This window comes from Streptomyces bauhiniae (assembly GCF_004784475.1).
In the GTDB taxonomy this organism is placed as follows: Bacteria; Actinomycetota; Actinomycetes; order Streptomycetales; family Streptomycetaceae; genus Streptomyces; species Streptomyces seoulensis.
Genome location: NZ_SRRT01000005.1, coordinates 98,697 through 124,505 on the forward strand (window position 1 = coordinate 98,697; position 25,809 = coordinate 124,505).

The window sequence follows — 25,809 nt, forward strand, 5'->3', positions numbered from 1 at the left end:
ACGCGACCGTCATGAATCACCACACATCCGTCAGCGGTGGCTTGAGGAAGAAGAAGGACGCCGTTTCGACGCACTCCGTCTTCGGCGCCCCCTGCTGGGTGAGCCTGACCAGCCGCGACCTCGACGCCACCGAGGAGTTCTACAGCGCCGTGCTCGGCTGGCGCTGGCGCGACGCCCGCCTCGGCGACCACTTCCGGATCGCGCTGGCGGACGGCGTGCCGATCGCCGGGATCGCCGCGGTCGCCGGGATGTGGCAGACGGCGGTGGCCTGGACCCCGTACTTCGCCGTCCCCGACGCCGACGTGGCGGTGGCGCGGGTCCGCGAGCGCGGCGGCACGGCGGCCGTGGGCCCGCTGTCCTTCCCGCCCGGCCGGGGCGCGCTGCTCGCCGACCGGGACGGGGCGACCTTCGGCATCTGGCAGGGCGAGCTGTTCTCCGACTGGGAGTCCTGGCGCCGCTCCGCCCCCGCCTTCATCCGCCTGCACACCCGCAACGCCTTCGACGCGGCGATCTTCTACGGCGAGGTGCTGGACTGGGCCACCGGGAAGCCGGGCTGCTGCGAGGTCGAGTACGAGGGCGGCGAGGTCGTGCTGCGCAGCCAGGGCACGGTGGTGGCGCGGATCGACTCCGGCGCGGTGGAGGCGGCCCCGGACCCCTCGGTACGGCCGCACTGGCAGATCCACTTCTCCGTCGACGACGTGGCGCGCTGCGCCCGCAGCGCCGAGAAGCACGGCGGCAGTGTGCTGAGCGAGAGCGAGCGGGAGGCGGTCCTGCGGGACCAGGACGGCGCCCAGTTCACGGTGACCGCGCGCGAGCCGCGCTGACGGACGGCGAAGAGGGCGCCCACCGGATTCCGGTGGGCGCCCTCTTCTTGTCCCCGCTCAGCCGACGCGGGACGGCCGGGACAGCAGGACCAGGCTCCGCGACTCGACCCGCAGCCGGGTGCCCGCCTTGCGCTCCCGCTCGTCCGGCACGCCCTCGGGGTCGGCGGTGTCGATCAGGGTCGTCCAGCGCTCGCCGTAGGAGGCGGCGGGCAGGCGGAAGTCGACGGGCTCCCAGAAGCCGTTCAGGAGCAGCAGGAAGGAGTCGTCGACGACCCTGCCGCCGTAGGCGTCCCGCTCGGCGATGGCGTCGCCGTTGAGGAAGACGCCCACCGAGTGCGCGTCGCCGCGCCGCCAGTCCTGGTCGGTCATCTCGCGGGCGTCGGGCCGCAGCCAGATCAGGTCGGGCAGCGGCTGCTTCCGCTTGGTCGCGGTCTCGCCCCGGAAGAACCGGCGCCGGCGCAGCACGGGGTGCTCGGCGCGCAGGCCGATCAGGCGCCGGGTGAAGTCGACGAGGGCGCGCTGCTCGTCGGTGAGGTCCCAGTCGATCCAGGAGACCTCGTTGTCCTGGCAGTAGGCGTTGTTGTTGCCGCCCTGGGTGCGGCCGAGTTCGTCGCCGTGGCCGAGCATCGGGATGCCCTGGCTGAGCAGCAGGGTGGCCAGCAGGTTGCGCTGCTGGCGGGCCCGCAGTTCGAGCACGGCCGGGACGTCGGTGTCGCCCTCGACGCCGCAGTTCCAGGACCGGTTGTCGCTCTCGCCGTCCCGGTTGCCCTCGCCGTTGGCCTCGTTGTGCTTGTCGTTGTACGACACGAGGTCGCGCAGGGTGAAACCGTCGTGCGCGGTGACGAAGTTGACGCTGGCCCTAGGGCGGCGCCGGCTGGCCTGGTAGAGGTCGGAGGAGCCGGTGAGCCGGGACGCGAACTCGCCCAGCGAACCGGGCTCGGCCCGCCAGAAGTCCCGTACGGCGTCCCGGTACTTGCCGTTCCACTCCGACCAGAGCTGGGGGAAGTTGCCGACCTGGTAGCCGCCCTCCCCCAGGTCCCAGGGCTCGGCGATGAGCTTGACCCGGCTGATCACCGGGTCCTGCTGGATCAGGTCGAAGAACGCCGAGAGCCGGTCCACCTCGTGGAACTGCCGGGCCAGGGTCGCCGCGAGGTCGAAGCGGAAGCCGTCGACATGCATCTCGGTGACCCAGTACCGCAGCGAGTCCATGATGAGCTGGAGTACGTAGGGGTGGCGCATCAGCAGGCTGTTGCCGGTGCCCGTGGTGTCGTAGTAGTGCGCCCAGTCGCCGTCGACCAGGCGGTAGTACGAGGCGTTGTCGATGCCCCGGAAGGAGAGGGTGGGGCCCATCTCGTTGCCCTCGGCGGTGTGGTTGTAGACCACGTCGAGGATGACTTCGAGGCCGGCCGCGTGCATCGCCTTGACCATGGCCTTGAACTCGTTGACCTGCTGGCCGCGCGAGCCGAGGGCGGCGTAGGCGTTGTGCGGGGCGAAGAAGCCGATGGTGTTGTAGCCCCAGTAGTTGGACAGGCCCCGGTCGCGCAGCACCCCGTCCTGCGCGAACTGGTGGACCGGCATCAGCTCGACCGCCGTGACCCCGAGCGAGGTCAGATGCCCGGTGATCGCGGGGTGCGCCAGCCCCGCGTAGGTGCCGCGCAGCCGCTCCGGCACGTCGGGGTGGGTCCGGGTCAGGCCGCGCACATGGGTCTCGTAGATGACGGACTCGGAGTACGGGTGCCCCGGCGGGCGGTCGTCGCCCCAGTCGAAGTAGGGGTCGGTGACCACGCCCAGCATCGAGTGCCCGGCGCTGTCGGCGGGCGCCGGGCCGTGCGGGTCGCGTTCGTACAGCGAGAGGTCGTTGTCCATCTGGCCGTCGACGGCACGGGCGTAGGGGTCGAGCAGCAGCTTGGCCGGGTTGCAGCGGTGGCCGAGGGAGGGCTGCCAGGGGCCGTGCACCCGGTAGCCGTAGCGCTGGCCCGGTCCGACCTCCGGCAGATACCCGTGCCACACGAAGCCGTCGACCTCGTGGAGGGGTACGGGCGTCTCGGCGCCCGCGTCGTCGACGAGGACCAGCTCCACGCGTTCGGCGACCTCGCTGAACAGCGCGAAGTTGGTGCCCTGGCCGTCGTAGGAGGCGCCCAACGGATAGGGGTGCCCGCTCCACACGGGCACCCCCTTCCGGGACTTCCTGGCCGTCACCGGGCGCCCGCCAGAGCGCCGGCGGGCACCTCGGCGACCCGTTCGGGTACCGGGGCCGCGCGGGGTACGCGCAGCATCCGGCGGATGTGCGGCGAGGGAGCGGTCGGGACCAGCGGGACCCGCTGGTCGGCGCGGGCACGCTGCGAGAACCAGATGATCCTGGCCCCGGTCTCGGTGGCGCAGCAGCCCCATCCGTCGCTCATCGCGGCGATGTCCGCGAGGCAGGCGCGCAGACCCTCGTCCGGGCCGAGGTCGCGGTCGCCGCCGCCGATGGCGGTGATGAGGTGCTGGCCGTTCCACCACATCTCGATGGAGGTGGTGGTGTCCGGGGCGTGCTGGTCGATGGCGCGCAGCAGAATCTCGGTGCCGCGGCGGACGGGGTCCACGAGATTGTCGAGGTCCCAGTGACTGAGGTGGGCGGCCAGGATGCGGCTGACCTGTCCCACCCGTTCCGGGCTGACTTCCACGTCGAGGTGGTAGTAGCGAGGCACTGCGGTCTCCATTGTCGCTTGCTCCTCACCGGCGAAGCTCCTGCTCCACGGCCGTCCGGCGGGATCACCGGACACTCAGCGTGAACGCCAGTCGCTTCTGAGTCACCATCCACACTGCGACTGCTACGCCATTCGTGCAACACGAGCATCACGAACGGCGGGGTCGTTGAAGCTCCAACAGGACGGAGTGTGTTTACACGTGCACCATGAGTGAAAGCCCTCGATCGCCGTAACGGTTCCGCGCCCCCCTGTGCTCGGACACCACCCGACCGTCGGGAACGCGACGTCGAGAGCCGTGGAAGGTGAAGGGGACCATGCTGCTACCCGCCAAGGCCGAAGTGGCCCGGCAGTTGCGGCGTTACCGGGCGTGGGAGCGCGTGATGCTCGCCTCGCCCCACGACCGCACGGTCCGGAGCACCTTCGAGGACTCGGGCTACACGTTGTGCGTGTTGATGGGAAAACGCTGCGCCAGGGAGGCGGCGGACGCCGCGGAGCGGTATCTGCGCTCCACCCCGCCCGGCCGGCTGAGCGAGCAGGACGGGCGGCCGCAGCCCGGCCGGGCGGCGCGACGCGCGCAGTCACCGGAGCGGCGATCCACGGCGCCAAGCCCCTGACCTGGCACCGTAACTGGCGTTCCCCTACGGGACGGCACCTGCCGGCCCCGTATCCAGGACCGCGAAGCCGGGCCCCGTGTGCCCGGCTTCGCGCACGGCGGAGGTGAGATCCATGCGCAGGACCCCGGCCATCGGCCGCGTACCGGTACGTGATGTCCGGCCGGCCGTGGAGTGCGGCAGGCGCCCGGCGAAGGCGGTGGCCGGGGAGACGTTCCAGGTGACCGCGACCGTGTTCCGTGAGGGACATGACGCGGTGGGCGCCAATGTGGTCCTGCGCGGCCCCAAGGGCCGGCGCGGCCCGTGGACCCCGATGCGCGAGCTGTTCCCCGGCAGCGACGTGTGGGGCGCGGACATCACCCCGGACGCCACCGGCCGCTGGACCTACCGCGTGGAGGCGTGGTCCGATCCCATCGCCACCTGGCGGCACGCGGCCGGCATCAAGATCCCGGCCGGGATCGACACCGGCCTGGTGCTGGAGGAGGGCGCGGAACTCTACGAGCGCGCGGCCGCCGGAGCGCCCAAGGGCCCCGAGCGCGACCTCGTCCTGGCCGCCGCCCACGCCCTCGGCGACGACACCCTCTCGGTGAACCACCGGCTGAAGGACGCCCTGGGCCCGGAGGTGGCGGCGGTCCTCGCCCGGTACCCCCTGCGGGATCTGGTGACCGCCTCGGACCCGATGCCGCTGCTGGTGGAGCGCGAGCGCGCCCTCTACGGCTCCTGGTACGAGTTCTTCCCCCGCTCCGAGGGCACCGTCGACCAGCCCCACGGCACGTTCCGTACGGCGGCGAAGCGTCTTGAGGCCATCGCGGAGATGGGCTTCGACGTGGTCTACCTCCCGCCGATCCATCCGATCGGGACCACGCATCGCAAGGGCCGCAACAACACCCTGACCGCGACCCCGGACGACGTCGGCGTCCCGTGGGCGATCGGCTCCCCCGAGGGCGGCCACGACGCCGTCCACCCGGATCTCGGCACGCTCGAGGACTTCGACCACTTCGTGGGCCGGGCAAGCGAGTTGGGCCTCGAAGTCGCCCTGGACTTCGCCCTCCAGTGCTCCCCGGACCACCCCTGGGTGGAGAAGCACCCCCAGTGGTTCCACCATCGTCCGGACGGCACGATCGCGTACGCGGAGAACCCGCCGAAGAAGTACCAGGACATCTACCCAATCGCCTTCGACGCCGACATGGACGGCCTGGTCACCGAGACCGTACGAGTGCTCCGGCACTGGATGGAGCACGGCGTCCGCATCTTCCGCGTCGACAACCCGCACACCAAGCCCGTGGTGTTCTGGGAACGGGTCATCGGGGAGATCAACCGCGCCGACCCCGACGTCATCTTCCTGGCGGAGGCGTTCACCCGCCCCGCGATGATGCACACCCTCGCCCAGATCGGCTTCCAGCAGTCGTACACGTACTTCACCTGGCGCAACAGCAAGCAGGAACTCACCGAGTACCTGACCGAGCTGTCGGGCGAATCGGCCGCCTACATGCGGCCCAACTTCTTCGCCAACACCCCCGACATCCTGCCCGGCTACCTCCAGCACGGCGGCCGGCCCGCCTTCGAGATCCGTGCCGTACTCGCGGCGACCCTCTCCCCCACCTGGGGCATCTACAGCGGTTACGAGCTGTGCGAGAACCAGGCGCTCCAGCCGGGCAGCGAGGAGTACCTCAACTCCGAGAAGTACCAGCTCGAACGCCGGGACTGGGAGGCGGCCGCCCGCGAGGGACGGACCATCGCGCCCCTGATCACCCGCCTCAACGAGATCCGCCGCAGGCACCCCGCACTGCGCCGGCTGCGCAATCTCAGCTTCCACCGGACCGACAACGACGCGGTGCTCGCGTTCAGCAAGCGCACCGGCGACGACACGGTCCTCGTGGTCGTCAGTCTCGACCCGCACCACACCCAGGAGGCCACGGTCTCGTTGGACCTGCCGCGACTCGGCCTGGACTGGCACGACGCCCTGTCCGTGCACGACGAACTGACGGGCGAGACCTACCACTGGGGCCGCGACAACTATGTCCGCCTGAGCCCCGGCCGCGCCCCCGCGCACGTCCTGCGTGCCGAGCCGGCGACGTCACAGATCGGAGGGCCTTCAGCGTCATGACCGTGAACGAACCCGTGCCGGACACTTTCGAGGACACTCCGGCCAAGGACCGGGACCCCGAGTGGTTCAAGCGCGCCGTCTTCTACGAAGTGCTGGTCCGCTCCTTCCACGACAGCGACGGCGACGGTGTCGGCGACCTGAAGGGGCTGACCGCCAAGCTCGACTATCTCCAGTGGCTCGGCGTGGACTGCCTGTGGCTCCCGCCGTTCTTCAAGTCCCCCTTGCGGGACGGCGGTTACGACGTCGCGGACTACACCTCCGTCCTCCCCGAGTTCGGCGACCTGGCCGACTTCGTGGAGTTCGTGGACGCGGCCCATCAGCGGGGCATGCGGGTCATCATCGACTTCGTCATGAACCACACCAGCGATCAGCACCCGTGGTTCCAGGAGTCCCGCGCCAACCCCGAGGGCCCCTACGGCGACTACTACATGTGGGCCGACGACGACAAGCAGTACCAGGACGCCCGGATCATCTTCGTCGACACCGAGGTCTCCAACTGGACCTTCGACCCGGTGCGCGGACAGTACTTCTTCCACCGCTTCTTCTCGCACCAGCCGGACCTCAACTACGAGAACCCGGCCGTGCAGGAGGAGATCCTGGCCGCCCTCCGGTTCTGGCTGGACCTCGGCATCGACGGCTTCCGGCTCGACGCGGTGCCGTACCTGTACGCGGCCGAGGGCACCAACTGCGAGAACCTGCCCGCCTCGCACGCCTTCCTCAAGCGCGTCCGGAGCGAGATCGACGCCCAGTACCCGGACACCGTGCTGCTGGCGGAGGCCAATCAGTGGCCCGAGGACGTGGTCGACTACTTCGGCGACTACTCCACCGGCGGCGACGAATGCCACATGGCCTTCCACTTCCCGGTCATGCCCCGCATCTTCATGGCCGTGCGACGGGAATCCCGCTACCCGGTCTCCGAAATCCTCGCCAAGACCCCCGCGATCCCCACCAATTGCCAGTGGGGCATCTTCCTGCGCAACCACGACGAGCTGACCCTCGAAATGGTCACCGACGAGGAACGCGACTACATGTGGGCCGAGTACGCGAAGGACCCGCGTATGCGCGCCAACATCGGCATCCGCCGCAGGCTCGCCCCCCTGCTCGACAACGACCGCAACCAGATCGAGCTGTTCACCGCCCTGCTCCTCTCCCTGCCGGGCTCGCCGATCCTCTACTACGGCGACGAGATCGGCATGGGCGACAACATCTGGCTCGGCGACCGCGACGCCGTCCGCACCCCCATGCAGTGGACCCCCGACCGCAACGCGGGCTTCTCCTCCTGCGACCCCGGCCGGCTCTTCCTGCCGACCATCATGGACCCCGTCCACGGCTACCAGGTCACCAACGTCGAAGCCTCCATGTCCTCCCCGTCCAGCCTCCTGCACTGGACCCGCCGCATGATCGAGATCCGCAAGCAGAACCCCGCCTTCGGCCTGGGCTCGTACACGGAACTCTCCTCGTCCAACCCGGCGGTGCTGGCCTTCCTCCGCGAGTACGGCGACGACCTGGTGCTGTGCGTGCACAATTTCTCCCGGTTCGCGCAGCCCACCGAACTCGACCTGCGGGCCTTCGACGGACGGCACCCGGTGGAGCTGATCGGCGGGGTGAAGTTCCCGGCCATCGGCGAGCTGCCGTACCTGCTGACCCTCGCGGGCCACGGTTTCTACTGGTTCCGGCTCACCCGACCCGCATCCCGCATCGGCCGCCGCCGCTGAGCGCCCGGCGCCGAGGAAAGGACGCGTCACCATGCCGAAGACCATCACCCTCAGCCCCCCGGCGGCGACCGGTGCCGACGGGCTCCTGGCCTCGCTCGGCGGCCTGCTGCGCGAATGGCTGCCCCGGCAGCGCTGGTTCGCGGGCAAGGACCACCCGGCCACCGATCTGTCGGTGCTGTCCGTCACCGAGCTGTTCCCGGGCTGCCTGCACCTGCTGGTGAACGCCTCGCACGCACCCGTGCCCACGCCCGGCGGCACTCCCCCGCCCGGCGACTGCTACCAACTGCTGCTCGGCCTGCGCGAGCGGCCGCAGCCGAGCCTGGACCGGGCGTACATCGGGCGCGCCGAGCACGGCCCGCTGGCCGGGTTCGCCGTGTACGACGCGCTGCACGACCCGCGCTGCGCCCACCTGCTGCTGGAGCGGCTGCGGCAGCCCGGCAAGGCGGGTCCGCTGCGCTTCGAGGTGGACGAGGCCGCCCGGGTGCCCGGCGGTCTCGCGCCCCGGCTGCTGACCAGCGAGCAGTCCAACTCCTCGATCGTGTACGGCGACGCGTACATCCTGAAGCTGTTCCGCCGTATCCAGCCGGGCGTCAACCCGGATCTGGAGGTGCCGCAGGCGCTGGCCACACAGGGGTGCGCGCGGGTGCCCGCGCCGGTCGCTTGGTTCTGCACCACCGCGCCGCGCCCGGCGACCCTGGGCGTGCTCCAGCCGTTCCTGCCGGACGCGGTCGACGGCTGGGAGCTGGCGCTCGGGGCGCTGGCCCGGGGCGACGACTTCACCGCCGAGGCGAGCGAGCTGGGCGGCGCCATGGCCGAGGTGCACCTCGCGCTGGCCGGGGCGTTCCCGGCGGCCCGCGGGGACGAGAACGGCGTCACGGCCGACGCGATGTGTGTCCGGCTGGACGCGGCGGCGCGGGCGGTGCCGGGGCTGCGGCCCTATGTGCCGGGCCTGAGGGCCGCGTTCGGAGCGCTGGCCGCCCGCGACTCCGGTCCGGCGGCCCAGCGCGTGCACGGCGATCTGCATCTGGGACAGGTGCTGCGCGCCGGGGCCGACTGGTTCGTCATCGACTTCGAGGGCGAGCCCTCCCGTCCGCTCGCCGAGCGGCGGACCGCGCAGTCCCCGGTGCGTGACATCGCCGGGATGCTGCGCTCCTTCGACTACGCGGCCCGGCAGCGCCGCCCCTGGCGGCCCGAGTGGGCGAGCCGCTGCCGGGAGGCGTTCTGCGCGGGCTACGCGACCCGTGCGGGCTGGGACCCACGCAAGGAGCACGCGCTGCTGCGCGCGCACGAGACGGACAGGGCGGTGTACGAGGTGCTGTACGAGGCGAGACACCGGCCGGACTGGCTTCCGGTCCCGATGGCGGCCATCGAGCGGCTCGCCGAGTGGAGAGGCTGAACCATGGCACTGCGCGACACTTCGCTGCCCGAGACCTCGGGCCCCGTCCGCACCTCGGGCACCGCCCTCGTGGGCGAGGAGCGCGACCGTCTGCTGGGCGGCGCGCATCACGACCCGCACGCCCTGCTGGGCGCGCACCCGGTACCGGGCGGCGTGCTGTTCCGCGCCCTGCGCCCGAACGCGCGGGAGGTGAGCGTCCTGGCCGACGGGGTGCGCTCGCCGCTCGCCTCGGAGGGCGACGGTCTCTTCTCGGCCGTCCTGCCGTACCCGGAGATCCCCGCCTACGAGCTGGTGGTGGCCTATGACGACGGTGAGCGCACGGTGCACGACCCGTACCGTTTCGCGCCCGCGCTCGGTGAGCTGGATCTGCATCTGATCCGGGAGGGCCGGCACGAGGAGCTGTGGAAGGCGCTGGGCGCCGAGCCGATGATCCACGAGGGCGTCGCCGGCACCCGGTTCACCGTGTGGGCTCCGAATGCCCAGGGGGTGCGGCTGGCCGGGGAGTTCACCTTCTGGGACGGCACGCAGTACCCGATGCGCTCGCTGGGCGCGGCCGGGGTGTGGGAGGTGTTCCTGCCGGGGATCGGCGAGGGGGCCAAGTACAAGTTCGAGATCACCTCGCGGTACGGACACCGGTTCCTGAAGGCGGACCCGATGGCCCGGCTCACCGAGGTCCCGCCGGACACCGCCTCGGTCGTCACCTCCTCCCGCTACGCGTGGGACGACGCCGAGTGGATGGCGCACCGGGGCGACACGCCCGTGCACGAGGCGCCGATGTCGGTGTACGAGGTGCATCTGCCGTCCTGGCGGCCGGGGCTGACCTACCGCGAGCTGGCCGAGGAACTTCCCGCGTACGTACGGGACCTGGGCTTCACGCATGTCGAGCTGATGCCGGTGGCCGGGCACCCGTTCAGCGGGTCGTGGGGCTACCAGGTCACCTCGTACTACGCGCCCACCCCGCGGCTCGGGTCGCCGGACGACTTCAAGTTCCTGGTGGACGCGCTGCACCGCGCGGGCATCGGCGTGATCATGGACTGGGTGCCGGCCCACTTCCCCAAGGACGACTGGGCGCTGGCCCGGTTCGACGGGGACCCGCTGTACGAGCCCGGGGACTCCCGGCGGGCGGAGCACCCGGACTGGGGGACGTACGAGTTCGACTTCGGCCGGACCGAGGTGCGCAACTTCCTGGTCGCCAACGCGGTGTACTGGTGCGAGGAGTTCCACATCGACGGGCTGCGCGTGGACGCGGTCGCCTCGATGCTCTACCTGGACTACTCGCGGGACTCCGGGCAGTGGGCGCCGAACGTCTTCGGCGGGCGCGAGGACCTGGACGCGGTGGCGTTCCTGCAGGAGATGAACGCGACCGTGTACCGGCGCTGCCCGGGTGTGGTGACCATCGCCGAGGAGTCGACGGCGTGGGAGGGCGTGACCCGGCCGACCGACAGCGGCGGTCTCGGGTTCGGGCTGAAGTGGAACATGGGCTGGATGCACGACTCGCTGGAGTACGTGCAGAAGGAGCCGGTGCACCGCAAGTACCACCACCACGACATGACGTTCTCGATGGTCTACGCGTACAGCGAGAACTACGTGCTGCCCATCTCGCACGACGAGGTGGTGCACGGCAAGCAGGCGCTGGTGTCGAAGATGCCCGGCGACTGGTGGCAGCGGCGCGCGAACCACCGGGCGTACCTGGGCTTCATGTGGGCCCACCCCGGCAAGCAACTGCTGTTCATGGGGCAGGAGTTCGCGCAGGGTGCGGAGTGGTCGGAGAAGCACGGGCCCGAGTGGTGGCTGCTGGCCGACGACTATCACTCGGCGGCCGACCACCGGGGCATGCGGGATCTGGTGCGGGATCTGAACACGGTGTACCGGGACGCCCCGGCGCTGTGGCAGCGGGACACCGATCCGGGCGGCTTCCAGTGGTCGATGTGCGACGCGGCCGACGACAACGTCTTCGCGTTCGTCCGGTACGCCGAGGACGGCACTCCCCTGCTGGCGGTGTCCAACTTCTCGCCCGTGGTCCGGGAGGACTACCGGCTCTGGGCGCCCGAGCAGGTGCCCGCCTGGCAGGAGGCGCTCAACACCGACGCGGTCCGCTACGGCGGCAGCGGTGTCCAGGCCGGTGACGCGGGCAAGCTCTGCCCCGAGGACGGCCGGCTGCGCCTGACGCTGCCGCCGCTCGCCACGGTCTGGCTCACGCCCGCCCGCTGAGCCCACCGCGACCGGCGCCCGACGAGGGGCGGCCAGGGGTCACCACGATCCCCGGCCGCCCCTCTCGGCGTGCCCCGGCGGCGGCGCCGATACCCGTACGGAACGGCGGCACCCGGGACCCACCGGACACCCGCAGGTCATCAGGGGATCACGACTTTCTCCTTCCCCGCACCGAAACCGCTTCCCCGCGCTACATTCGTGCACCGCCGACACAGAGCCGATCGGCGGGGTCACCCTCCGTACTTCCAGGAGCAGCGCATGCGCGACGTCGCCTCCGCTCCGGCAGCGTTCCCCCCGCAAGCCGGCGGGCTCGCCGACATTGTCTTCCAGAGAGCCGGGGAGAACCCCGGACTCCCGCTGCTCGCCCGGCACGCGAAGGGTGCCCCCGGCGGCTGGGAGACGGTGACAGCGGGCCAACTGCGGGACGAGGTGGTCGGTCTTGCCAAGGGGCTGGTGGCGGCCGGGATCTCACCGGGCCACCGGGTCGCCCTGATGGCCCGCAACCGCTACGAGTGGACGGCGCTCGCGCACGCGCTGTGGACCGTGGGCGCGGAGATCGTCCCGGTCCATCCGACGTCCTCGCGGGACCAGGTCGAGTGGATTCTGCGGGACGCGGGCTGTGTGGCCATCGCGGTCGAGGACGAGCTGGGCGTGATGACGGTCGGCACCGTGTGCGCCGCGCTCCCCCGGCTCAGGCACGTCTGGCAACTGGACGCGGGCGCGCTGCCCGAACTCACCGAGCGGGGCGTGGACATCCCGCTGACCACCGTGGAGTCGCTGCGCCGGATCGTGCTGCCGGACTCCACCGCGGCCGTCACCTACACCTCCGGCGCCACCGGCCGCCCGATGGGCTGCGCGCTGAGTCACCGCGGTCTCGCCTACCCCTGTGACGTCCTGCTGGCCGGCTGGGGCCACACGGCGGCACAACCCGGCGAACAGCCGTCGGTGCTGGCGTTCCTGCCGTTCTCGCACGTGTACGGGATCATGATCCAGACGATGTGCCTGCGCGGCGGCATCCTGATGGCACACGAGCCGGAGATGACCGAGGAGGCGCTCGCCTCGGCGCTGAGCACCTTCCGGCCGACGTACCTCTACGGCGTGCCGTCGGTGTTCGAGAAGCTGTACAAGACGTTCCTGAGGACGGCTCAGCAGGCGGGCCGGGGCGCGCTGTTCGAGCGGGCGGCGCAGACCGCGCGGGACTTCGCGGAGGCCGAGGAGCGCGCCCGGCTCGGCATCGGCACCGGCCCCGGCCTGGATCTGCGGCTCCAACACGCCCTGTACGAGCGGACGGTGTACCGCAAGCTCCGCTCCGCGCTCGGCGGCCGGGCCCGGCGCGGCACCTCGGGCGGGTCCTCGCTGAGCCGTGAACTGTCGCTGTTCTTCGAGGGCATCGGCCTGTACATCCACGACGGGTACGGGCTGACGGAGACCTCCGGCGGGATCACCATGCAGCCGCTCGGGCGGGAGAAGTCGGGGACGGTGGGCGTGCCGCTGCCGGGCACCGACGTCCGGGTGGCCGAGGACGGGGAGATCCTGGTGCACGGCCCGTCGGTGTTCCAGGGCTACATCGGCGACGAGGCGCGCACCCGGAGCGTGCTGCGCGGGGGCTGGCTGTCGACCGGGGACATCGGGCGGCTGGACCGGGAGGGGTATCTGACCATCACCGGCCGCAAGAAGGACCTCATCGTCACCTCCAGCGGCAAGAGCGTGGCGCCCGCCCCGCTGGAGCAACGGCTGCGGATGCACCCGCTGATCCATCAGGCGGTGGTGGTCGGCGAGGACCGGCCCTGCATGGGCGCGCTGATCACCCTGGACCCGGAGTTCCTGTCGCACTGGCGGGCCGCGCTCGCGCTGCAGGGCGACTTCGAGGGACGGGAGAGCCGGGAGGAGAGCGCGCTGCGCGAGGAGCTGGCGCGGGCGATCGCGTCGGCCAACAGCACGGTGTCGCGCGCCGAGTCGATCCGGGTCTACCGGGTCGTGCAGGAGCCGTTCGCCCCGGACAACGGTCTGCTGACGCCGTCGCTGAAGCTGCGCCGGGACGTCATCGCGCGGCACTACGCGGCCGAGATCGACGCGATGTACAAGGCCCGTTCGCGGGCCGCGCGGGGCGGGCGGCCTCCGGAACCGGCGGACTGGGACGAGCCGGACGACGTGTTCCGGTGAGCCCGTCGCCCGTTGGGTGGCACGACCACGCGTAATCCGCGTCGCGCTGGGAACCCGCCCTGGTGAACTGACCAGCGACGATGACCGCCCCGGAGCGCGGGGCCCGTATCCGGGCCCGCTCCGGGAGACCGGGCCGGGGAATGCGAGATGGCGACAGAGCGGCGTTGGGACGGCACACCTCCCTCCGAGAGGGCGCACGAGCGTGCCTACTCCTTTCCCGGCGAACTTCCGAACGTCACGGGCGCGCGGCTGGCCGCGGAGGAGTTCCTGCGCAGGCTCGCGCGGGACGCGCCGCCCAGCGCGCCGGAGTACTGGGACGACATCCTGCTGGTGGTGACGGAGCTGGCGGCCAACGCGGTCCAGTTCGCGCCGGGCCCGTTCGGACTGCGGATGCGGCGCACCTTCGACGGGGTGCACGTCACCATGCACGACACCAGCACGGTGGTGCCCGAGCCGCGCCCGTTCAGGCCGAGTTCGGGCGGCGGGGGCATCGGCTGGCATCTGGTGCACACCCTGTGCGACCAGGTCAGTGTGGTGGTGGTCGAGGACGGCAAGGACATCCATGTCTTCCTGCCCTGGTGAGGGCGCCGGGAGGTGTACCGGTGCGGAATCGGGTTACTCCGGTGCGTGGAGGGGCAGGCTGCTGCCCACGCCTTCGCCGCCGGGCGCTTCCGACTGGCGGAACGGCTCGGAGCGCGGTGGGATCGGGTGTGGTGGCAGTGGTCCCGGGCATGCGAACGGCGTCCATCCGGACCGACGGGAGCCGCAGAAGGGAACAACACCGTGACACGACGACCCAGGATTCTGGTGATCGGCGCAGGCTTCGCCGGAGTCGAGTGCGTCCGCCGGCTGGAGCGCAAACTCGGCCCCGACGAGGCGGACGTCGCCCTGGTGACGCCGTTCTCCTACCAGCTCTACCTTCCGCTGCTGCCCCAGGTCGCCTCCGGCGTGCTGACGCCGCAGTCGATCGCCGTCTCGCTGCGCCGCAGCAAGAAGTACCGCACCGACATCATTCCGGGCGGCGCGATCGGGGTGGACCTGGCGGCGAAGGTGTGCGTCATCCGCACCATCACCGACGAGATCATCAACGAGCCCTACGACTACCTGGTGCTGGCGCCGGGCAGCGTGACCCGCACCTTCGACATCCCCGGCCTCGCCGAGCACGCCTTCGGGATGAAGACGCTCGCGGAGGCCGCGTACATCCGTGACCACGTCATCTCGCAGCTCGACCTCGCGGACGCCAGCGACGACCCCGAGGAGCGGGCGGCGCGGCTGCAGTTCGTGGTGGTGGGCGGCGGTTACGCGGGCACGGAGACGGCGGCCTGCCTGCAACGGCTCACCCATGCGGCGGTGCGGCGCTATCCGCGGCTGGACCCGAGCCTGATCCGCTGGCATCTGATCGACATCGCGCCGAAGCTGATGCCGGAGCTGGGCGACCGGCTCGGCAAGCAGGCGCTGAAGATCCTGCGCGACCGGGGCATCGACGTCTCCCTCGGGGTGTCGGTGGCCAAGGTGACCGAGAACGAGGTCACCTTCACCGACGGCCGGGTGATCCCGTCGCACACCCTGATCTGGACGGCCGGTGTGGTGGCGAGCCCCCTGATCGGCACGATGGACGCGGAGACGGTGCGCGGACGGCTCGCGGTGACCCCGGAGATGACCGTGCCGGGGCACGACGGGGTGTTCGCGCTCGGCGACGCGGCGGCCGTGCCGGACCTGGCCAAGGGCGAGAAGGGCGCGATCTGCCCGCCCACCGCGCAGCACGCGATGCGGCAGGGCCCGAAGGTGGCGGACAACATCATCCACTCGCTGCGCGGCGAGCCGCTGGAGCCGTACGTCCACAAGGACCTCGGTCTCGTGGTGGACCTCGGTGGCAAGGACGCGGTGTCCCGGCCGCTCGGCATCGAGCTGCGCGGCATCCTCGCCCAGGCCGTGGCGCGCGGCTACCACTGGTCCGCGCTGCGCACCGGGGTCGCCAAGGCGCGGGTGCTGGTGAACTGGCTGCTGAACGCCATCGCCGGGGACGATTTCGTCCGTACGGGCTTCCAGGCCCGCAAGCCCGCCCAGCTCAAGGACTTCGAGTACACGGACTCCTATCTGACGCCGGACCAGGTCCGCGACGAGGTGCGGGCGGCCGAGGCGGAGGGCAAGGTGCGGGGGAAGGTGACCGGAGGCTGAACCGGGTGAGCCGGGTTGCCGGAGGCCGCCGTCCCGTCGTGGGGGCGGCGGCCTCCGGCGGCTCCGGAATTCCGGGGCTCAGGGGCGCGCCGGGCGGGTGTCCGCTGGCCAGACGCGAGCCGGGCAGGGCGGCGTGACATCCTGGGTCGTAGATCATGATCCGGCACGAAGGAAAGAGCGCGGCGGCGTGAAGGCAAGGGGACGGGCGCTTCTGGTACGGCTGTGGGACCGGCTCGCCGCGTCCGATCCGGGACTGCTGCGGCTGATCGCCGGTCTACGCACGGTGGCCGCGATCGCCCTCACCCTGATGCTGCTGGCCTCGCTGCGCTTCCCGGTCCCCCAGTTGGTCGCCGGCGCGATGGCGGCGATGGCGGCGACCTTCGCCGTCCGGGAGACCGACCGCGCCAAGCAGGCCGTCACGGTGGCGCTGTCCCTGCCGGTGGCGCTGGCCTCGGTGTCGCTGGGGGCGGTGCTGAACCGCTGGCCGCTGGTCAGCGACATCTCCTTCCTGCTGATCATCTTCGCGGCCGTCTACGGGCGCCGGTTCGGCGAGCGGGCCACCGGGCTCGGGCTGATCGGGTTCCAGGTCTACTTCCTGTCGCTGTTCGTCCGGGCGACACCGTCGATGCTGCCCTCGCTGTACATCGTGATCACGGTGGCGGTCGGGTGCAGCGCGTTCGCGCGGTTCGTGCTGATGCCGCAGACCGAGGCGGGCACGCTGGACCGGCTGCGGCAGGCATTCCGGGCCCGGCTCGGGCAGTTGCTGGGCACGCTGATCGAACTGCTGGACGCGGGTCCGGACGACGTGGACAAGGTCGTGGACGACCTGCGCACCGCCACGGCCCGGCTGCACGAGACGGCGCTGATGATCCAGGGCCGGCTGGAGCGGGGCACCTCCGACGACGCGACGGCCCGGCTGGTGCAGCGGCGTATCGCGGACGCCGAGATCGCCGCCGAGCGCCTCGGGCTGATGCTGCTCACCGCGCGCAGCGCCGAGCGGACCGACACCCTCACCCTGCATCTGCCGGGCGCGCCGGTGCCGCCGGGCCGGATGCTCCCCGTACGGGACCCCGCGACGGCGACGATGCGCCGGGATCTGGAGGCGCTGCGGCTGCTGGTGCTGCGCCCGGTGGGCGAGACCTCGGGGACGGCGCTGGCCCAGGTGCGCAACCGGCTGCTGGGCTACCGCGAGGAGGACAACCTGCCCGAGGCGTCCCCGGCCGTGCAGGACGTGTTCCGCGGCATCGGTGAGGCGGCGCGCGCGGTGCTGGGTCTGCGGACCGCGCTGGACGGCCCGCAGGACGAGTCCGACGACACCCCGGCGACCAGCCGGTCCCGTGAGGAGCTGGACGCCGAGGACGCGGCGATCGAGATCAGCGAGGAGCCGGACGCGGAGAAGCCCGAGGAGACCGGGCTGCGGCGCCCCACGACGCGGGCGGCGATCCAGGTGGCGGTGGGCGCGTCGCTGGCCATCGTGGGCGGTGAGCTGCTGTCGCACCAGCGCTGGTACTGGGCGGTGCTGACCTGCTGGATCGTGTTCATCAACACCACCTCCACCGGGGAGATCCTGGTGAAGGGCGGGCGGCGGCTGCTGGGTACCGTCCTGGGTGTGGTCGCCGGTATCGGGCTGGCCGGTGCGGTGGGGCACCACACGTGGACGGCGTTCGCGCTGGTGCTGGTGTGCGTGTTCGCCATGTTCTACACCGCGCCCCTGTCGTACACGCTGATGTCGTTCTTCGTGACGGCGGCGCTGGGGCTGCTCTACACCCTGCTGAACACGTACAGCATGTCGGTGCTGGTGCTGCGGGTGGAGGAGACGGCGCTCGGCGCGGCCTGCGGGGTGATCACCGCGGCGGTGGTGCTGCCGGTGCGCACCGACCGGCGTACCAACGAGCTGCTGGTGGAGGTGCTGGACAAGCTCGCCGGGCTGACGCAGGCGGCCGTGGACCAGCTCAGCGGGCGGCCGCACACGGATCTGGTGGACCAGGCCCGCGAGCTGGACCAGGCGCTGGCCGACCTGCACGCCGCGACCAAGCCGCTGACCCACCCGGTCACCCCCTTGCGCTCCCGCCGGGACACCGCGCGGTACGTGGTGGCGCTGCTGGAGACCTGCGCGTACCACGGGCGGGCGCTGGCGGCCACGGCGGAGCTGCTGCCCAGCAACCCGACGATCGCGGCCGATCCCCGGCTGCGCGGGGTGTGCAGCCGGATCGTGCACAACATCGAGGCGATCGCCGACCACGTCCGCGACCCCCACTCCTCCGCCGAGCTGGAGACCGGCCCGAGCATCGCGTCCATGCTGGAGCCCGGCACCCTGGCCACCCCCCGCTGGGGCCGCGTCACCGACCGCGTCCTGCGCCATCTCCAGCGCCTGGACGAAGCGGTCTCCGGCCTCGCCCGCCCCCTGGGCGTTCCGGTGAAGGTGGAGGCGGCGAAGAAGTGACGGCAGCCGCTACCGCTTGAGCGGCCCGTCGGCGCGGGGGTCCTGGGCCTCGGCCCGGACGCGGGCGCAGATGTGGTGCAGGAGGCGGGAGACGTGCATCTGGGAGATGCCGAGGCGGGCGGCGATGCGGCTCTGCGAGAGGTCCTCGAAGAAGCGCATGTAGAGGATGTCCCGGTCGCGTTCGGGCATGCGGCTCAGACTGCGCCGGGCGGCCTCGCGGTCCACGACGACGGAGTAGGCGGGGTCGGGCTCACCGAGGCTGTCGGTGAGGGTGCTGCCCTCGCCGGCCGGTTCGGCGTCCAGGGAGAGGGTGCTGTAACTGTCCAGCGCCTCCAGCCCGGTGGTGACCTCCGCCTCGGTGAGCCCGGTGTGCCCGGCGATGCCCGCGACGCTGGGCGCCCGGCTGCCGGGCAGCTCGGTGAGGTCGCGGCGGGCGACGCGGACCTGGTTGCGGAGTTCCTGCACCCGGCGCGGTACCCGGAGCGCCCAGGTGCGGTCGCGGAAGTGCCGCTTGATCTCACCGGTGATGGTCGGCACGGCGTAGCTCTCGAAGGCGCCGCGTTCCGGGTCGAAGCGGTCGATGGCCTTGACCAGGCCGAGGGCGGCCACCTGGCGCAGGTCCTCCGCGTTCTCCCCCCGGTCGCGGAAGCGGCCGGCGATGCGGTGGGCCATGGGCAGCCAGGCGGTGGTGAGTTCGGTACGCAGGGCGTCGCGTTCGGGGCCGTCCGGCAGTGCGGCGAGCCGGGCGAAGAGGGCGGCGGTGCCGGGCGCGTCGTCGTGGCTCCGCCGAGGCCGGGCGGCCTCGGCGGAAGGGGTGTGCGAGGGGTGGATCGGCATGAACGAGCGCTCCTGACGGTGGGAGGTGCGCGGCCGGGAAGGGGCCGTGTTCAGCGCAGGGGTACGACGGCGGTGACGCACTTGCCGCCGCGCGGGAGTCCGGCCACCCGTACGTCACGCGCGAGCAGGCTGACGATGGGCCAGCCCCGGCCGCCGGTGCGGCTCCGGTCGGCCTCGGTGTCCAACCGGACGGTGGTGTCGGGGAGTTCGTCGCTGCGGTCGCTCACCGAGAGCCGTACGCCGCTGGTGTCGACGTCGACCTCGAAGCGGGTGATGCCGCCGCCGTGCAGGATGGCGTTGGCGGTCAGCTCGGAGGCGACCAGCAGGGCGTCCTCGAGGGTCTCGTCGGCGCAGGTGAGCGCGCGGTCGCGACAGCGTTCGGTCACCGCGCGGCGTACGTCTCTGCGGGCGTCGGCCGGCCGGTACGCCATGGTCCTGCGGCTCTGCCGAGGCACGGCCGGGGTGCTGGTCGCGTACTGATCACGCATGATGTCGTCGTCCCTCCCTGCGCGGTGCCCGGTCTCTCATGGGGCGGTGCCCGGACGGCCGGGGGTCTCTCCTAGCGGCTGACCGCTCGCGGCGATGTCAAACACCGTCCGCCCGTACGCCTTTACCGGGCGTGGAACGGGTAGGAGCCCGGCATGAGCGATGTCGTGGACGCGGACGAACTGTTGCGGCGCATCCGGCGGGGCCGGGATCTGGCCGCCGAGGAGGAGCGGGTGTGGCTGGAGCGGGCGCAGAGCCTGACGGCCACCGATCCGGACCGGGCGCGGGAGGCGACCGAGCGCGCGCTGACGTACCAGGTGGTGGCCGGGGTGCTGACGGAGATTGTCGCGCCGGGCAGCCATCCGGCGGACGCCGGCGAGGCGGGAGCGGCGGGAGTGAGGCACGTCACGTGATGCCGGAACACATACCGGTCGGACGCCCTGTGGTTTATCGTTCACCCATATCGGGGCGCGACCCGGACCGGTACCCCTGTGTTCCGCGCGCTTCCGCACTGACTGCCCTGGCTGGTTTCCCCCGTCCAGCCAGGGCTTTTTCCTGCCCTCGGCACGGTGGCCCCGCACGCGGCCGTCCCTTCGAGGTGCCCCGCGCGGCGGCAGCGGCTCAAATGGGCTTAGGGAACCACCCGAACGGCCGCCGGTGAGGAGCCCCGCGTATGACCAAAGCGATCAAATTGCCGACCGCCCTGCCACAGGCCCAGCGGGAACGGCTGATGGAACTGGCCAAGGAGGTCTCCTTCCCGGAGGACACCCGCGTGTTCGAGGCGGGCGGCGTCGCGGACCGGTTCTGGGTGATCCGCTCGGGCGCGGTCTCCCTGGACCAGCAGGTGACCTCCCGGCAGTACATCACCGTGGCCACGCTCGGCGCCGGTGACCTGCTCGGCTGGTCCTGGCTCTTCCCGCCGTACGAGTGGGACTTCGGCGCGGTGGCGTTCAGCAACGTCCGCGCCTACGAGTTCGACGGGCCCTCCGTGCTCGCGCTGTGCGTGGAGGACCCGCTGCTCGGGCTGTCGCTGGTGCGCACGGTGGCCGAGATCCTGGCCCACCGGCTGGAGACGACCCGCGGCAAGCTGATGGACCAGTACGCGATCCGGCGGAGCAGCCCGCTGTAGCGCCTCTGGGTCAGATCCGGTAGCGGCGCAGCGCGGGCATGGCGGCGGCCAGCGCCAGCATGACGACGACCACCAGCGCCCCACCGCCCGCGACGGCGGCGCGGGTGCCGAAGAGCGAGCCGGCGGTGCCGTGCAGCACGTCGGCGAGGCGGGGCCCGCCGGCGACGACCACGGTGAAGACGCCCTGCATCCGGCCGCGCATCTCGTCGGTCGCGGCGGAGAGCAGGATGGCGCCCCGGAAGACCATGGAGACCATGTCGGCCACGCCTCCGGCGGCGAGGAAGGCGACGGCCACCCAGAGGTTGCCGCTCAGCCCGAACCCGACGACGGCGAGCCCCCAGCCGACCACCGAGCCGATGACCATGAGGCCGTGGCGACGGGCCCGCGAGAACACGCCGGAGAACAGCCCGCCGAGCACCGAGCCCACCGGGATCGCGGCGAAGAGCAGACCGAGCGCGAACCCCGAGCCCCAGGAGCCGTAGGTCTGCGCGGCCAGCTCCGGGAAGAGGGCGCGGGGCATGCCGAAGACCATGGCGACGATGTCGGCGAGGAAGGACAGCAGCAGCACCTTGTGCCCGGCGATGTACCGGAACCCGGCCGCGATCTCCCGCACCCCGGCGCGGCGGGCGATGGTCTCGCCGAGCGGGGGCAGGGCGGGCAGCCGGAAGACGGCCCATACGGTGAAGGTCAGCGCGACGGCGTCGACGAGGTACAGCTCGGGCAGGCCGATCACCGGGATCAGCACACCGGCGAGCAGCGGCCCGGCCACCGCGCCGATCTGCATCACGGTGGTGCCGAGCGCGTTGGCGGCGGGCAGTTCCCCGGCCGGCACCAGCCGGGCGATGGAGGCGCTGCGGGCGGGCTGGTTGAGGCCGAAGAACGCCTGCTGGGCGGCGAGCAGGATCATCAGCACCGGCACCGAGTCCAGACCGGTGACGGCCTGGGCCCAGAACAGCAGCGAGGTCACCGCGATGCCGATGTTGGTGACCAGCAGCAGCTTGCGCCGGTCCACGGTGTCCGCGACGGCCCCGCCCCACAGCGCGAAGACGACCATCGGCACGAGCCCGGCGAGGCTGGCGTAGCCGACCCAGGCGGAGGACTGGGTGATGTCGTAGATCTGCTTGGGTACGGCGACCGCGGTGAGCTGGCTGCCGACGGCGGTGACGATGGTCGACGACCACAGGCGCCGGTAGGCCGGGATGCGCAGGGGCCGGGTGTCCATCGCCCAGCGGCGCCAGCCGCGTGCGGGCGGGTCTCCTCCGGGCGTCTCGTCCTTGCCCGCTTCGGTGGTGCTGCTGCTCTCGCTCGTGTCCACGGAGGTCCTGGTTGCTCGATACATCTTTCGATTTCGAGCCTCACTATCGCAGCAACACCCGGCGAAAGCCGAACCCTTTGCCTGCTCAGGTACCGATCAGCAGCATCGCCCCGAGGCCCAGCATGGTCACGGCGACCAGCCCGTCCAGCACCCGCCAGGCGGCGGGCCGGGCCAGGACCCGGCCGAGCAGCCGCGCGCCGAGCCCCAGCGCGGCGAACCAGCACAGGCTGGCCAGCGCCGCGCCCAGCCCGAAGGTCCAGCGCAGCGGGCCCCGGTCGGCGGCAAGGGAGCCGACCAGGAAGACGGTGTCCAGGTAGACGTGCGGGTTGAGCCAGGTCATCGCCAGGCAGGTGAGCACCGCGCGCCGGATCGACCCGGCCGCCTCGCCTTCCGTGCTCAGCCCGCCGGTGCCGGGGCGCAGGACGCGCCGGGCGGCGAGGGCGCCGTAGCAGAGCAGGAAGACGCCGCCGACGATGCCGACCGCCCGTACCGCGTCCGGCCAGGCCACCACGATCGCGCCGACCCCGGCGACGCCGAGGGCGATGAGCACGGCGTCGGAGAGCGCGCAGATGCCCACCACGGCGAGCACGGCGTGCCGGCGGACCCCCTGGCGCAGGACGAAGGCGTTCTGGGCGCCGATGGCGACGATGAGGGAGAGACCGGTGCCGAAGCCCGCGGCCGCGGCGGTGAGCGCGTTGTTCATGCCCTCGACGTTATGGACCGGATCACCGCGCGTACAGCTAAAGATTCTTACGTAACATTAGCGCTCGTGATGAACGAGCTTCCCTTGGACCAGGTGCGGACACTGCTGGCCGTGGTGGACGAGGGCACCTTCGACGCGGCCGCCGCCGCGCTGCATGTGACGCCGTCGGCGGTGAGCCAGCGGGTCAAGGCGCTGGAGCAGCGCACCGGCCGGGTGCTGCTCCAGCGCACCAAGCCGGTCCGCCCGACCGACTCCGGCGCGGTCCTGGTGCGGTACGCCCGTCAGCTCGCCCGGCTGGAGCGGGACGCGCGGGACGAGCTGGGGATGAGCGGGGCCGGGGAGCCGACTCGGGTGTCGGTCGCGGTGAACGCGGACTCGCTGTCGACCTGGTTCCTGGACGCGCTCACCGAGGTGCCGGGGCTCAGTTTCGAGCTGCGCCGGGAGGACGAGGACCACACGGCGGCGCTGCTGCGCGAGGGCCTGGTGATGGCGGCGGTGACGGGGTCGGCGGAGCCGGTGCCCGGCTGCTCGGTGCGCCCGCTGGGGCGGCTGCGGTATCTGCCGGTGGCGGCGCCAGAGCTGGCCGCGCGGCTGCCGTCCGGACCGCTCGCCGAGGCGCTGGGCGCGCTGCCGGTGATGGTCTTCGACGACAAGGACGACCTCCAGGACGCCTTCGTCCGGGGGCTCGGCGGGCCGGGCGCGGGCCCGGTGCGGCACTACGTGCCGACCTCGGAGGGGTTCGCTCAGGCGGTGGCGCGCGGGCTCGGCTGGGGGATGGTCCCGGAGTCGCAGGCGGAGCCGCTGCTGGCGGCGGGCCGGGTCGTGCCGCTGGCACCGGGGCGGTGGCTGGACGTGGCGCTGTACTGGCAGCAGTGGCGGCTGGACTCCCCCGCGCTGGCGGCGCTGGCCGAGGCGGTCAGCGCGACGGCGGCGCGGGCGCTGCGCCGCTGAGCCGGGCGGCCGCGCTGTCCAGCAGCATCTCCAGCGCGGTCGGGTAGGCGCTGTGCACCATCTGCCGGGCCAGCAGCGGGGCGGCCTCGGCGATGCGCGGGTGGGTGGAGCGGGGCAGCCGGGCGTAGGTGGAGTGCCACTGGTCCTCGTCGGCCCGCTGGGAGGCGCTGGGCAGGGCCAGGGTGGCGGCGTCCAGGGCGGCGAAGGCGAGGGTCTGGTCGATGAAGGCGTGGTAGACCCGTACCGCCTCGGGCAGCGGGAACCCGGCGCGGGCGAGGACGTCGAGGACGGCCTCGTCGACGGCGAGTTCATGGGCGCGGCCGGTGACCCGGCTGACGGTCAGCAGCGCGGCCTGGGGGTGGGCGACGTAGGCGGCGTGGATGCGGGTGCCGATGGCGCGCAGGTCGGCACGCCAGCGGCCGGTGCGCCGCCAGCCGTCGAGGGCCTGGCCGATGAGGGCGTCCCCGATGGCCAGGGTGAGGTCGTCCATGCCCCGGAAGTACCGGTAGAGGGTGCTGGGGTCGCAGTCCAGGGCGAGGCCGAGTCGGCGCGCGGTGAGTCCGGCGGTGCCGTGCTCGCGCAGCAGGCGCAGTGCGGTGGTGACGATCAGTTCCTCGGTGAGCACGGTGCCGCCGCGGGTGGGCCGGCGTCTGCGGCGCCTCTCCTCGGGCACGACGGGTTTGGGCACGGCGGGGCCCTCTCTGCGGTCATGATGGCGGCGCTTATGCCAACGCCATTGACCTTAACGCGGCGCGGGGCGTTGGATTCACGGCAAGGCGCGCCTGTCCCGTTCTCGTTTCCCGTCCGTGTCAGGCAGGGAGTTTCCGTCATGCGTGTACTGCTCGTGGGCGCCGGTGGTGTGGGCACCGCCGTCACCCGGATCGCGGCCCGCCGTCCGTTCTTCGACCTGATGGTGGTGGCCGACTACGACCCCGCTCGCGCGAAGGCGGCCGTCGCGGCCCTCGGCGCGGACGCGGGCCGGTTCGTGGCCGAGCGGGTGGACGCGGCCGACGAGGCGGCGGTCGCCGCGCTGCTCGCCCGGCACGGCTGCGACGTGCTGCTGAACGCCACCGACCCCCGATTCGTGATGCCGCTGTTCCGGGCCGCCCGCGCGGCCGGGGCCACCTATGTCGACATGGCGATGTCGCTGTCCCGGCCGCACCCGGAGCGCCCGTACGAGGAGTGCGGGGTGAAGCTCGGCGACGAGCAGTTCGCGGCTGCCGCCGACTGGGAGCGCGCGGGCGCGCTGGCGCTGGTCGGCATGGGCGTGGAGCCCGGCCTGTCGGACGTGTTCGCCCGGTACGCGGTGGACGAACTCTTCGACACCGTCGAGGAGATCGGCGTCCGCGACGGCGCCAACCTCACCGTGGACGGCTACGACTTCGCGCCCTCCTTCAGCATCTGGACCACGATCGAGGAGTGCCTCAACCCGCCGGTCATCTACGAGGAGGGGCGCGGCTGGTTCACCACCGAGCCGTTCAGCGAGCCGGAGGTGTTCGACTTCCCCGAGGGCATCGGCCCGGTGGAGTGCGTGAACGTCGAGCACGAGGAGGTGCTGCTGATCCCGCGCTGGACGGACGCGCGGCGGGTCACCTTCAAGTACGGGCTGGGCCGGGAGTTCACCGACACCCTGCGCACCCTGCACCAGCTTGGCCTGGACCGCACCTCCCCCGTGACCGTGCCGGGCCCGGACGGTCCGGTCGCGGTGTCCCCGCGTGACGTGGTGGCCGCCGGGCTGCCCGACCCGGCGACCCTGGGCGACCGGATGCGCGGCAAGACCTGCGCGGGCACCTGGGTGCGGGGCACCAAGGACGGGGCGCCGCGCGAGGTGTACCTCTACCACGTGGTGGACAACGAGTGGTCGATGGCCGAGTACGGTTCCCAGGCCGTGGTCTGGCAGACGGCCGTGAACCCGGTCGTCGCCCTCGAACTCCTCGCCACCGGCGCCTGGTCGGGCGCGGGCGTGCTGGGCCCGGAAGCCTTCCCGGCCCACCCCTTCCTCGACCTGCTGACCGCGTACGGCTCCCCGTGGGGGCTGCGCGAGCAGTGA

The 25,809-nt window shown here is 72.1% G+C and carries 21 protein-coding genes; 14 read left to right on the top strand and 7 right to left on the bottom strand.

Annotated elements, in window-relative coordinates; translation table 11 throughout:
• Nucleotides 1–11: 11 nt before the first annotated feature.
• Nucleotides 12–824, top strand: a complete 813-nt coding sequence (locus E5083_RS17410) for a VOC family protein (RefSeq protein WP_167513564.1) — start codon at nt 12–14, stop codon at nt 822–824.
• A gap of 57 nt (nt 825–881) precedes the next feature.
• Here the strand turns inward: E5083_RS17410 and glgX are convergent, their stop codons facing one another.
• A complete protein-coding gene (glgX, locus tag E5083_RS17415) occupies nt 882–2,996 on the bottom strand; it encodes a glycogen debranching protein GlgX (protein ID WP_167513565.1) in 2,115 nt (704 codons plus the stop codon).
• 23 nt (nt 2,997–3,019) lie between these two features.
• Nucleotides 3,020–3,526, bottom strand: a complete 507-nt coding sequence (locus E5083_RS17420) for a pep a2 (RefSeq protein WP_135786626.1) — start codon at nt 3,524–3,526, stop codon at nt 3,020–3,022.
• Nucleotides 3,527–3,828: 302 nt separating this feature from the next.
• Here E5083_RS17420 and E5083_RS17425 point away from each other — a divergent pair, with 302 nt between their 5' ends.
• The 9 genes from E5083_RS17425 to E5083_RS17465 all read left to right on the top strand — a co-directional run bounded on the left by E5083_RS17425 (nt 3,829) and on the right by E5083_RS17465 (nt 18,338).
• Nucleotides 3,829–4,128, top strand: a complete 300-nt coding sequence (locus E5083_RS17425) for a DUF5133 domain-containing protein (protein WP_130336045.1) — start codon at nt 3,829–3,831, stop codon at nt 4,126–4,128.
• Nucleotides 4,129–4,240: 112 nt separating this feature from the next.
• Entirely contained in the window at nt 4,241–6,232 is a 1,992-nt protein-coding gene (locus E5083_RS17430; protein ID WP_135786627.1) for an alpha-1,4-glucan--maltose-1-phosphate maltosyltransferase, read from the top strand.
• Entirely contained in the window at nt 6,229–7,947 is a 1,719-nt protein-coding gene (gene treS / locus E5083_RS17435; RefSeq protein ID WP_135786628.1) for a maltose alpha-D-glucosyltransferase, read from the top strand. Before E5083_RS17430 ends, treS begins: the two co-directional genes overlap by 4 nt.
• Nucleotides 7,948–7,978: 31 nt before the next feature.
• Nucleotides 7,979–9,343, top strand: coding sequence for a maltokinase N-terminal cap-like domain-containing protein (locus E5083_RS17440; RefSeq protein ID WP_135786629.1), 1,365 nt, complete (start codon nt 7,979–7,981; stop codon nt 9,341–9,343).
• Between the two features lie 3 nt (nt 9,344–9,346).
• A complete protein-coding gene (gene glgB / locus E5083_RS17445; protein WP_135786630.1) occupies nt 9,347–11,554 on the top strand; it encodes a 1,4-alpha-glucan branching enzyme in 2,208 nt (735 codons plus the stop codon).
• A gap of 258 nt (nt 11,555–11,812) precedes the next feature.
• A complete protein-coding gene (locus E5083_RS17450) occupies nt 11,813–13,717 on the top strand; it encodes an AMP-dependent synthetase/ligase (RefSeq protein WP_135786631.1) in 1,905 nt (634 codons plus the stop codon).
• Between the two features lie 147 nt (nt 13,718–13,864).
• A complete protein-coding gene (locus E5083_RS17455) occupies nt 13,865–14,299 on the top strand; it encodes an ATP-binding protein (RefSeq protein WP_135786632.1) in 435 nt (144 codons plus the stop codon).
• A 201-nt stretch (nt 14,300–14,500) separates the two neighbouring features.
• Entirely contained in the window at nt 14,501–15,895 is a 1,395-nt protein-coding gene (locus tag E5083_RS17460) for an NAD(P)/FAD-dependent oxidoreductase (protein ID WP_244317535.1), read from the top strand.
• A 187-nt stretch (nt 15,896–16,082) separates the two neighbouring features.
• Nucleotides 16,083–18,338, top strand: coding sequence for an FUSC family protein (locus tag E5083_RS17465; protein ID WP_244317536.1), 2,256 nt, complete (start codon nt 16,083–16,085; stop codon nt 18,336–18,338).
• A gap of 9 nt (nt 18,339–18,347) precedes the next feature.
• Here the strand turns inward: E5083_RS17465 and E5083_RS17470 are convergent, their stop codons facing one another.
• Both E5083_RS17470 and E5083_RS17475 read right to left on the bottom strand, forming a co-directional pair.
• Nucleotides 18,348–19,175 carry a SigB/SigF/SigG family RNA polymerase sigma factor gene (locus tag E5083_RS17470; RefSeq protein WP_135786633.1) on the bottom strand — a complete coding sequence of 276 codons (828 nt, stop codon included), beginning with the start codon at nt 19,173–19,175 and terminating at the stop codon, nt 18,348–18,350.
• A gap of 50 nt (nt 19,176–19,225) precedes the next feature.
• Nucleotides 19,226–19,663, bottom strand: a complete 438-nt coding sequence (locus tag E5083_RS17475; protein WP_135786634.1) for an ATP-binding protein — start codon at nt 19,661–19,663, stop codon at nt 19,226–19,228.
• 153 nt (nt 19,664–19,816) lie between these two features.
• On the opposite strand from E5083_RS17475, the gene E5083_RS17480 reads away from it, so the two are divergent.
• Together E5083_RS17480 and E5083_RS17485 are read left to right on the top strand one after the other, a co-directional pair.
• Nucleotides 19,817–20,074, top strand: coding sequence for a hypothetical protein (locus tag E5083_RS17480; RefSeq protein WP_135786635.1), 258 nt, complete (start codon nt 19,817–19,819; stop codon nt 20,072–20,074).
• Between the two features lie 260 nt (nt 20,075–20,334).
• Nucleotides 20,335–20,790 (top strand): cyclic nucleotide-binding domain-containing protein, encoded by a 456-nt coding sequence (locus E5083_RS17485; RefSeq protein ID WP_135786636.1) that lies wholly within the window; start codon nt 20,335–20,337, stop codon nt 20,788–20,790.
• 10 nt (nt 20,791–20,800) lie between these two features.
• Here the strand turns inward: E5083_RS17485 and E5083_RS17490 are convergent, their stop codons facing one another.
• Together E5083_RS17490 and E5083_RS17495 are read right to left on the bottom strand one after the other, a co-directional pair.
• Nucleotides 20,801–22,129: an MFS transporter gene (locus E5083_RS17490; protein ID WP_135786637.1), complete on the bottom strand. Its 1,329-nt coding sequence runs from the start codon at nt 22,127–22,129 to the stop codon at nt 20,801–20,803.
• Between the two features lie 61 nt (nt 22,130–22,190).
• Entirely contained in the window at nt 22,191–22,808 is a 618-nt protein-coding gene (locus E5083_RS17495) for a LysE/ArgO family amino acid transporter (RefSeq protein ID WP_135786638.1), read from the bottom strand.
• Nucleotides 22,809–22,874: 66 nt separating this feature from the next.
• On the opposite strand from E5083_RS17495, the gene E5083_RS17500 reads away from it, so the two are divergent.
• Nucleotides 22,875–23,759: a LysR family transcriptional regulator ArgP gene (locus E5083_RS17500; RefSeq protein WP_135786639.1), complete on the top strand. Its 885-nt coding sequence runs from the start codon at nt 22,875–22,877 to the stop codon at nt 23,757–23,759.
• Here the strand turns inward: E5083_RS17500 and E5083_RS17505 are convergent.
• Complete coding sequence (locus E5083_RS17505) at nt 23,725–24,447, bottom strand: TetR/AcrR family transcriptional regulator (RefSeq protein ID WP_135786640.1); 723 nt, start codon at nt 24,445–24,447, stop codon at nt 23,725–23,727. The two genes, E5083_RS17500 and E5083_RS17505, sit on opposite strands and share 35 nt — an antisense overlap.
• A gap of 141 nt (nt 24,448–24,588) precedes the next feature.
• On the opposite strand from E5083_RS17505, the gene E5083_RS17510 reads away from it, so the two are divergent.
• Nucleotides 24,589–25,809, top strand: coding sequence for a saccharopine dehydrogenase family protein (locus E5083_RS17510; RefSeq protein WP_135786641.1), 1,221 nt, complete (start codon nt 24,589–24,591; stop codon nt 25,807–25,809).

Excerpts from the sequence above, each read along its gene's own strand:
- E5083_RS17410 (WP_167513564.1), top strand. The coding sequence starts at position 12 with ATGAATCACCACACATCCGTCAGCGGTGGCTTGAGGAAGAAGAAGGAC.
- E5083_RS17420 (WP_135786626.1), bottom strand. The coding sequence starts at position 3,526 with ATGGAGACCGCAGTGCCTCGCTACTACCACCTCGACGTGGAAGTCAGC.
- E5083_RS17425 (WP_130336045.1), top strand. The coding sequence starts at position 3,829 with ATGCTGCTACCCGCCAAGGCCGAAGTGGCCCGGCAGTTGCGGCGTTAC.
- E5083_RS17430 (WP_135786627.1), top strand. The coding sequence starts at position 4,241 with ATGCGCAGGACCCCGGCCATCGGCCGCGTACCGGTACGTGATGTCCGG.
- treS (WP_135786628.1), top strand. The coding sequence starts at position 6,229 with ATGACCGTGAACGAACCCGTGCCGGACACTTTCGAGGACACTCCGGCC.
- E5083_RS17440 (WP_135786629.1), top strand. The coding sequence starts at position 7,979 with ATGCCGAAGACCATCACCCTCAGCCCCCCGGCGGCGACCGGTGCCGAC.
- glgB (WP_135786630.1), top strand. The coding sequence starts at position 9,347 with ATGGCACTGCGCGACACTTCGCTGCCCGAGACCTCGGGCCCCGTCCGC.
- E5083_RS17450 (WP_135786631.1), top strand. The coding sequence starts at position 11,813 with ATGCGCGACGTCGCCTCCGCTCCGGCAGCGTTCCCCCCGCAAGCCGGC.
- E5083_RS17455 (WP_135786632.1), top strand. The coding sequence starts at position 13,865 with ATGGCGACAGAGCGGCGTTGGGACGGCACACCTCCCTCCGAGAGGGCG.
- E5083_RS17470 (WP_135786633.1), bottom strand. The coding sequence starts at position 19,175 with ATGCCGATCCACCCCTCGCACACCCCTTCCGCCGAGGCCGCCCGGCCT.
- E5083_RS17475 (WP_135786634.1), bottom strand. The coding sequence starts at position 19,663 with ATGCGTGATCAGTACGCGACCAGCACCCCGGCCGTGCCTCGGCAGAGC.
- E5083_RS17480 (WP_135786635.1), top strand. The coding sequence starts at position 19,817 with ATGAGCGATGTCGTGGACGCGGACGAACTGTTGCGGCGCATCCGGCGG.
- E5083_RS17485 (WP_135786636.1), top strand. The coding sequence starts at position 20,335 with ATGACCAAAGCGATCAAATTGCCGACCGCCCTGCCACAGGCCCAGCGG.
- E5083_RS17490 (WP_135786637.1), bottom strand. The coding sequence starts at position 22,129 with ATGTATCGAGCAACCAGGACCTCCGTGGACACGAGCGAGAGCAGCAGC.
- E5083_RS17495 (WP_135786638.1), bottom strand. The coding sequence starts at position 22,808 with ATGAACAACGCGCTCACCGCCGCGGCCGCGGGCTTCGGCACCGGTCTC.
- E5083_RS17510 (WP_135786641.1), top strand. The coding sequence starts at position 24,589 with ATGCGTGTACTGCTCGTGGGCGCCGGTGGTGTGGGCACCGCCGTCACC.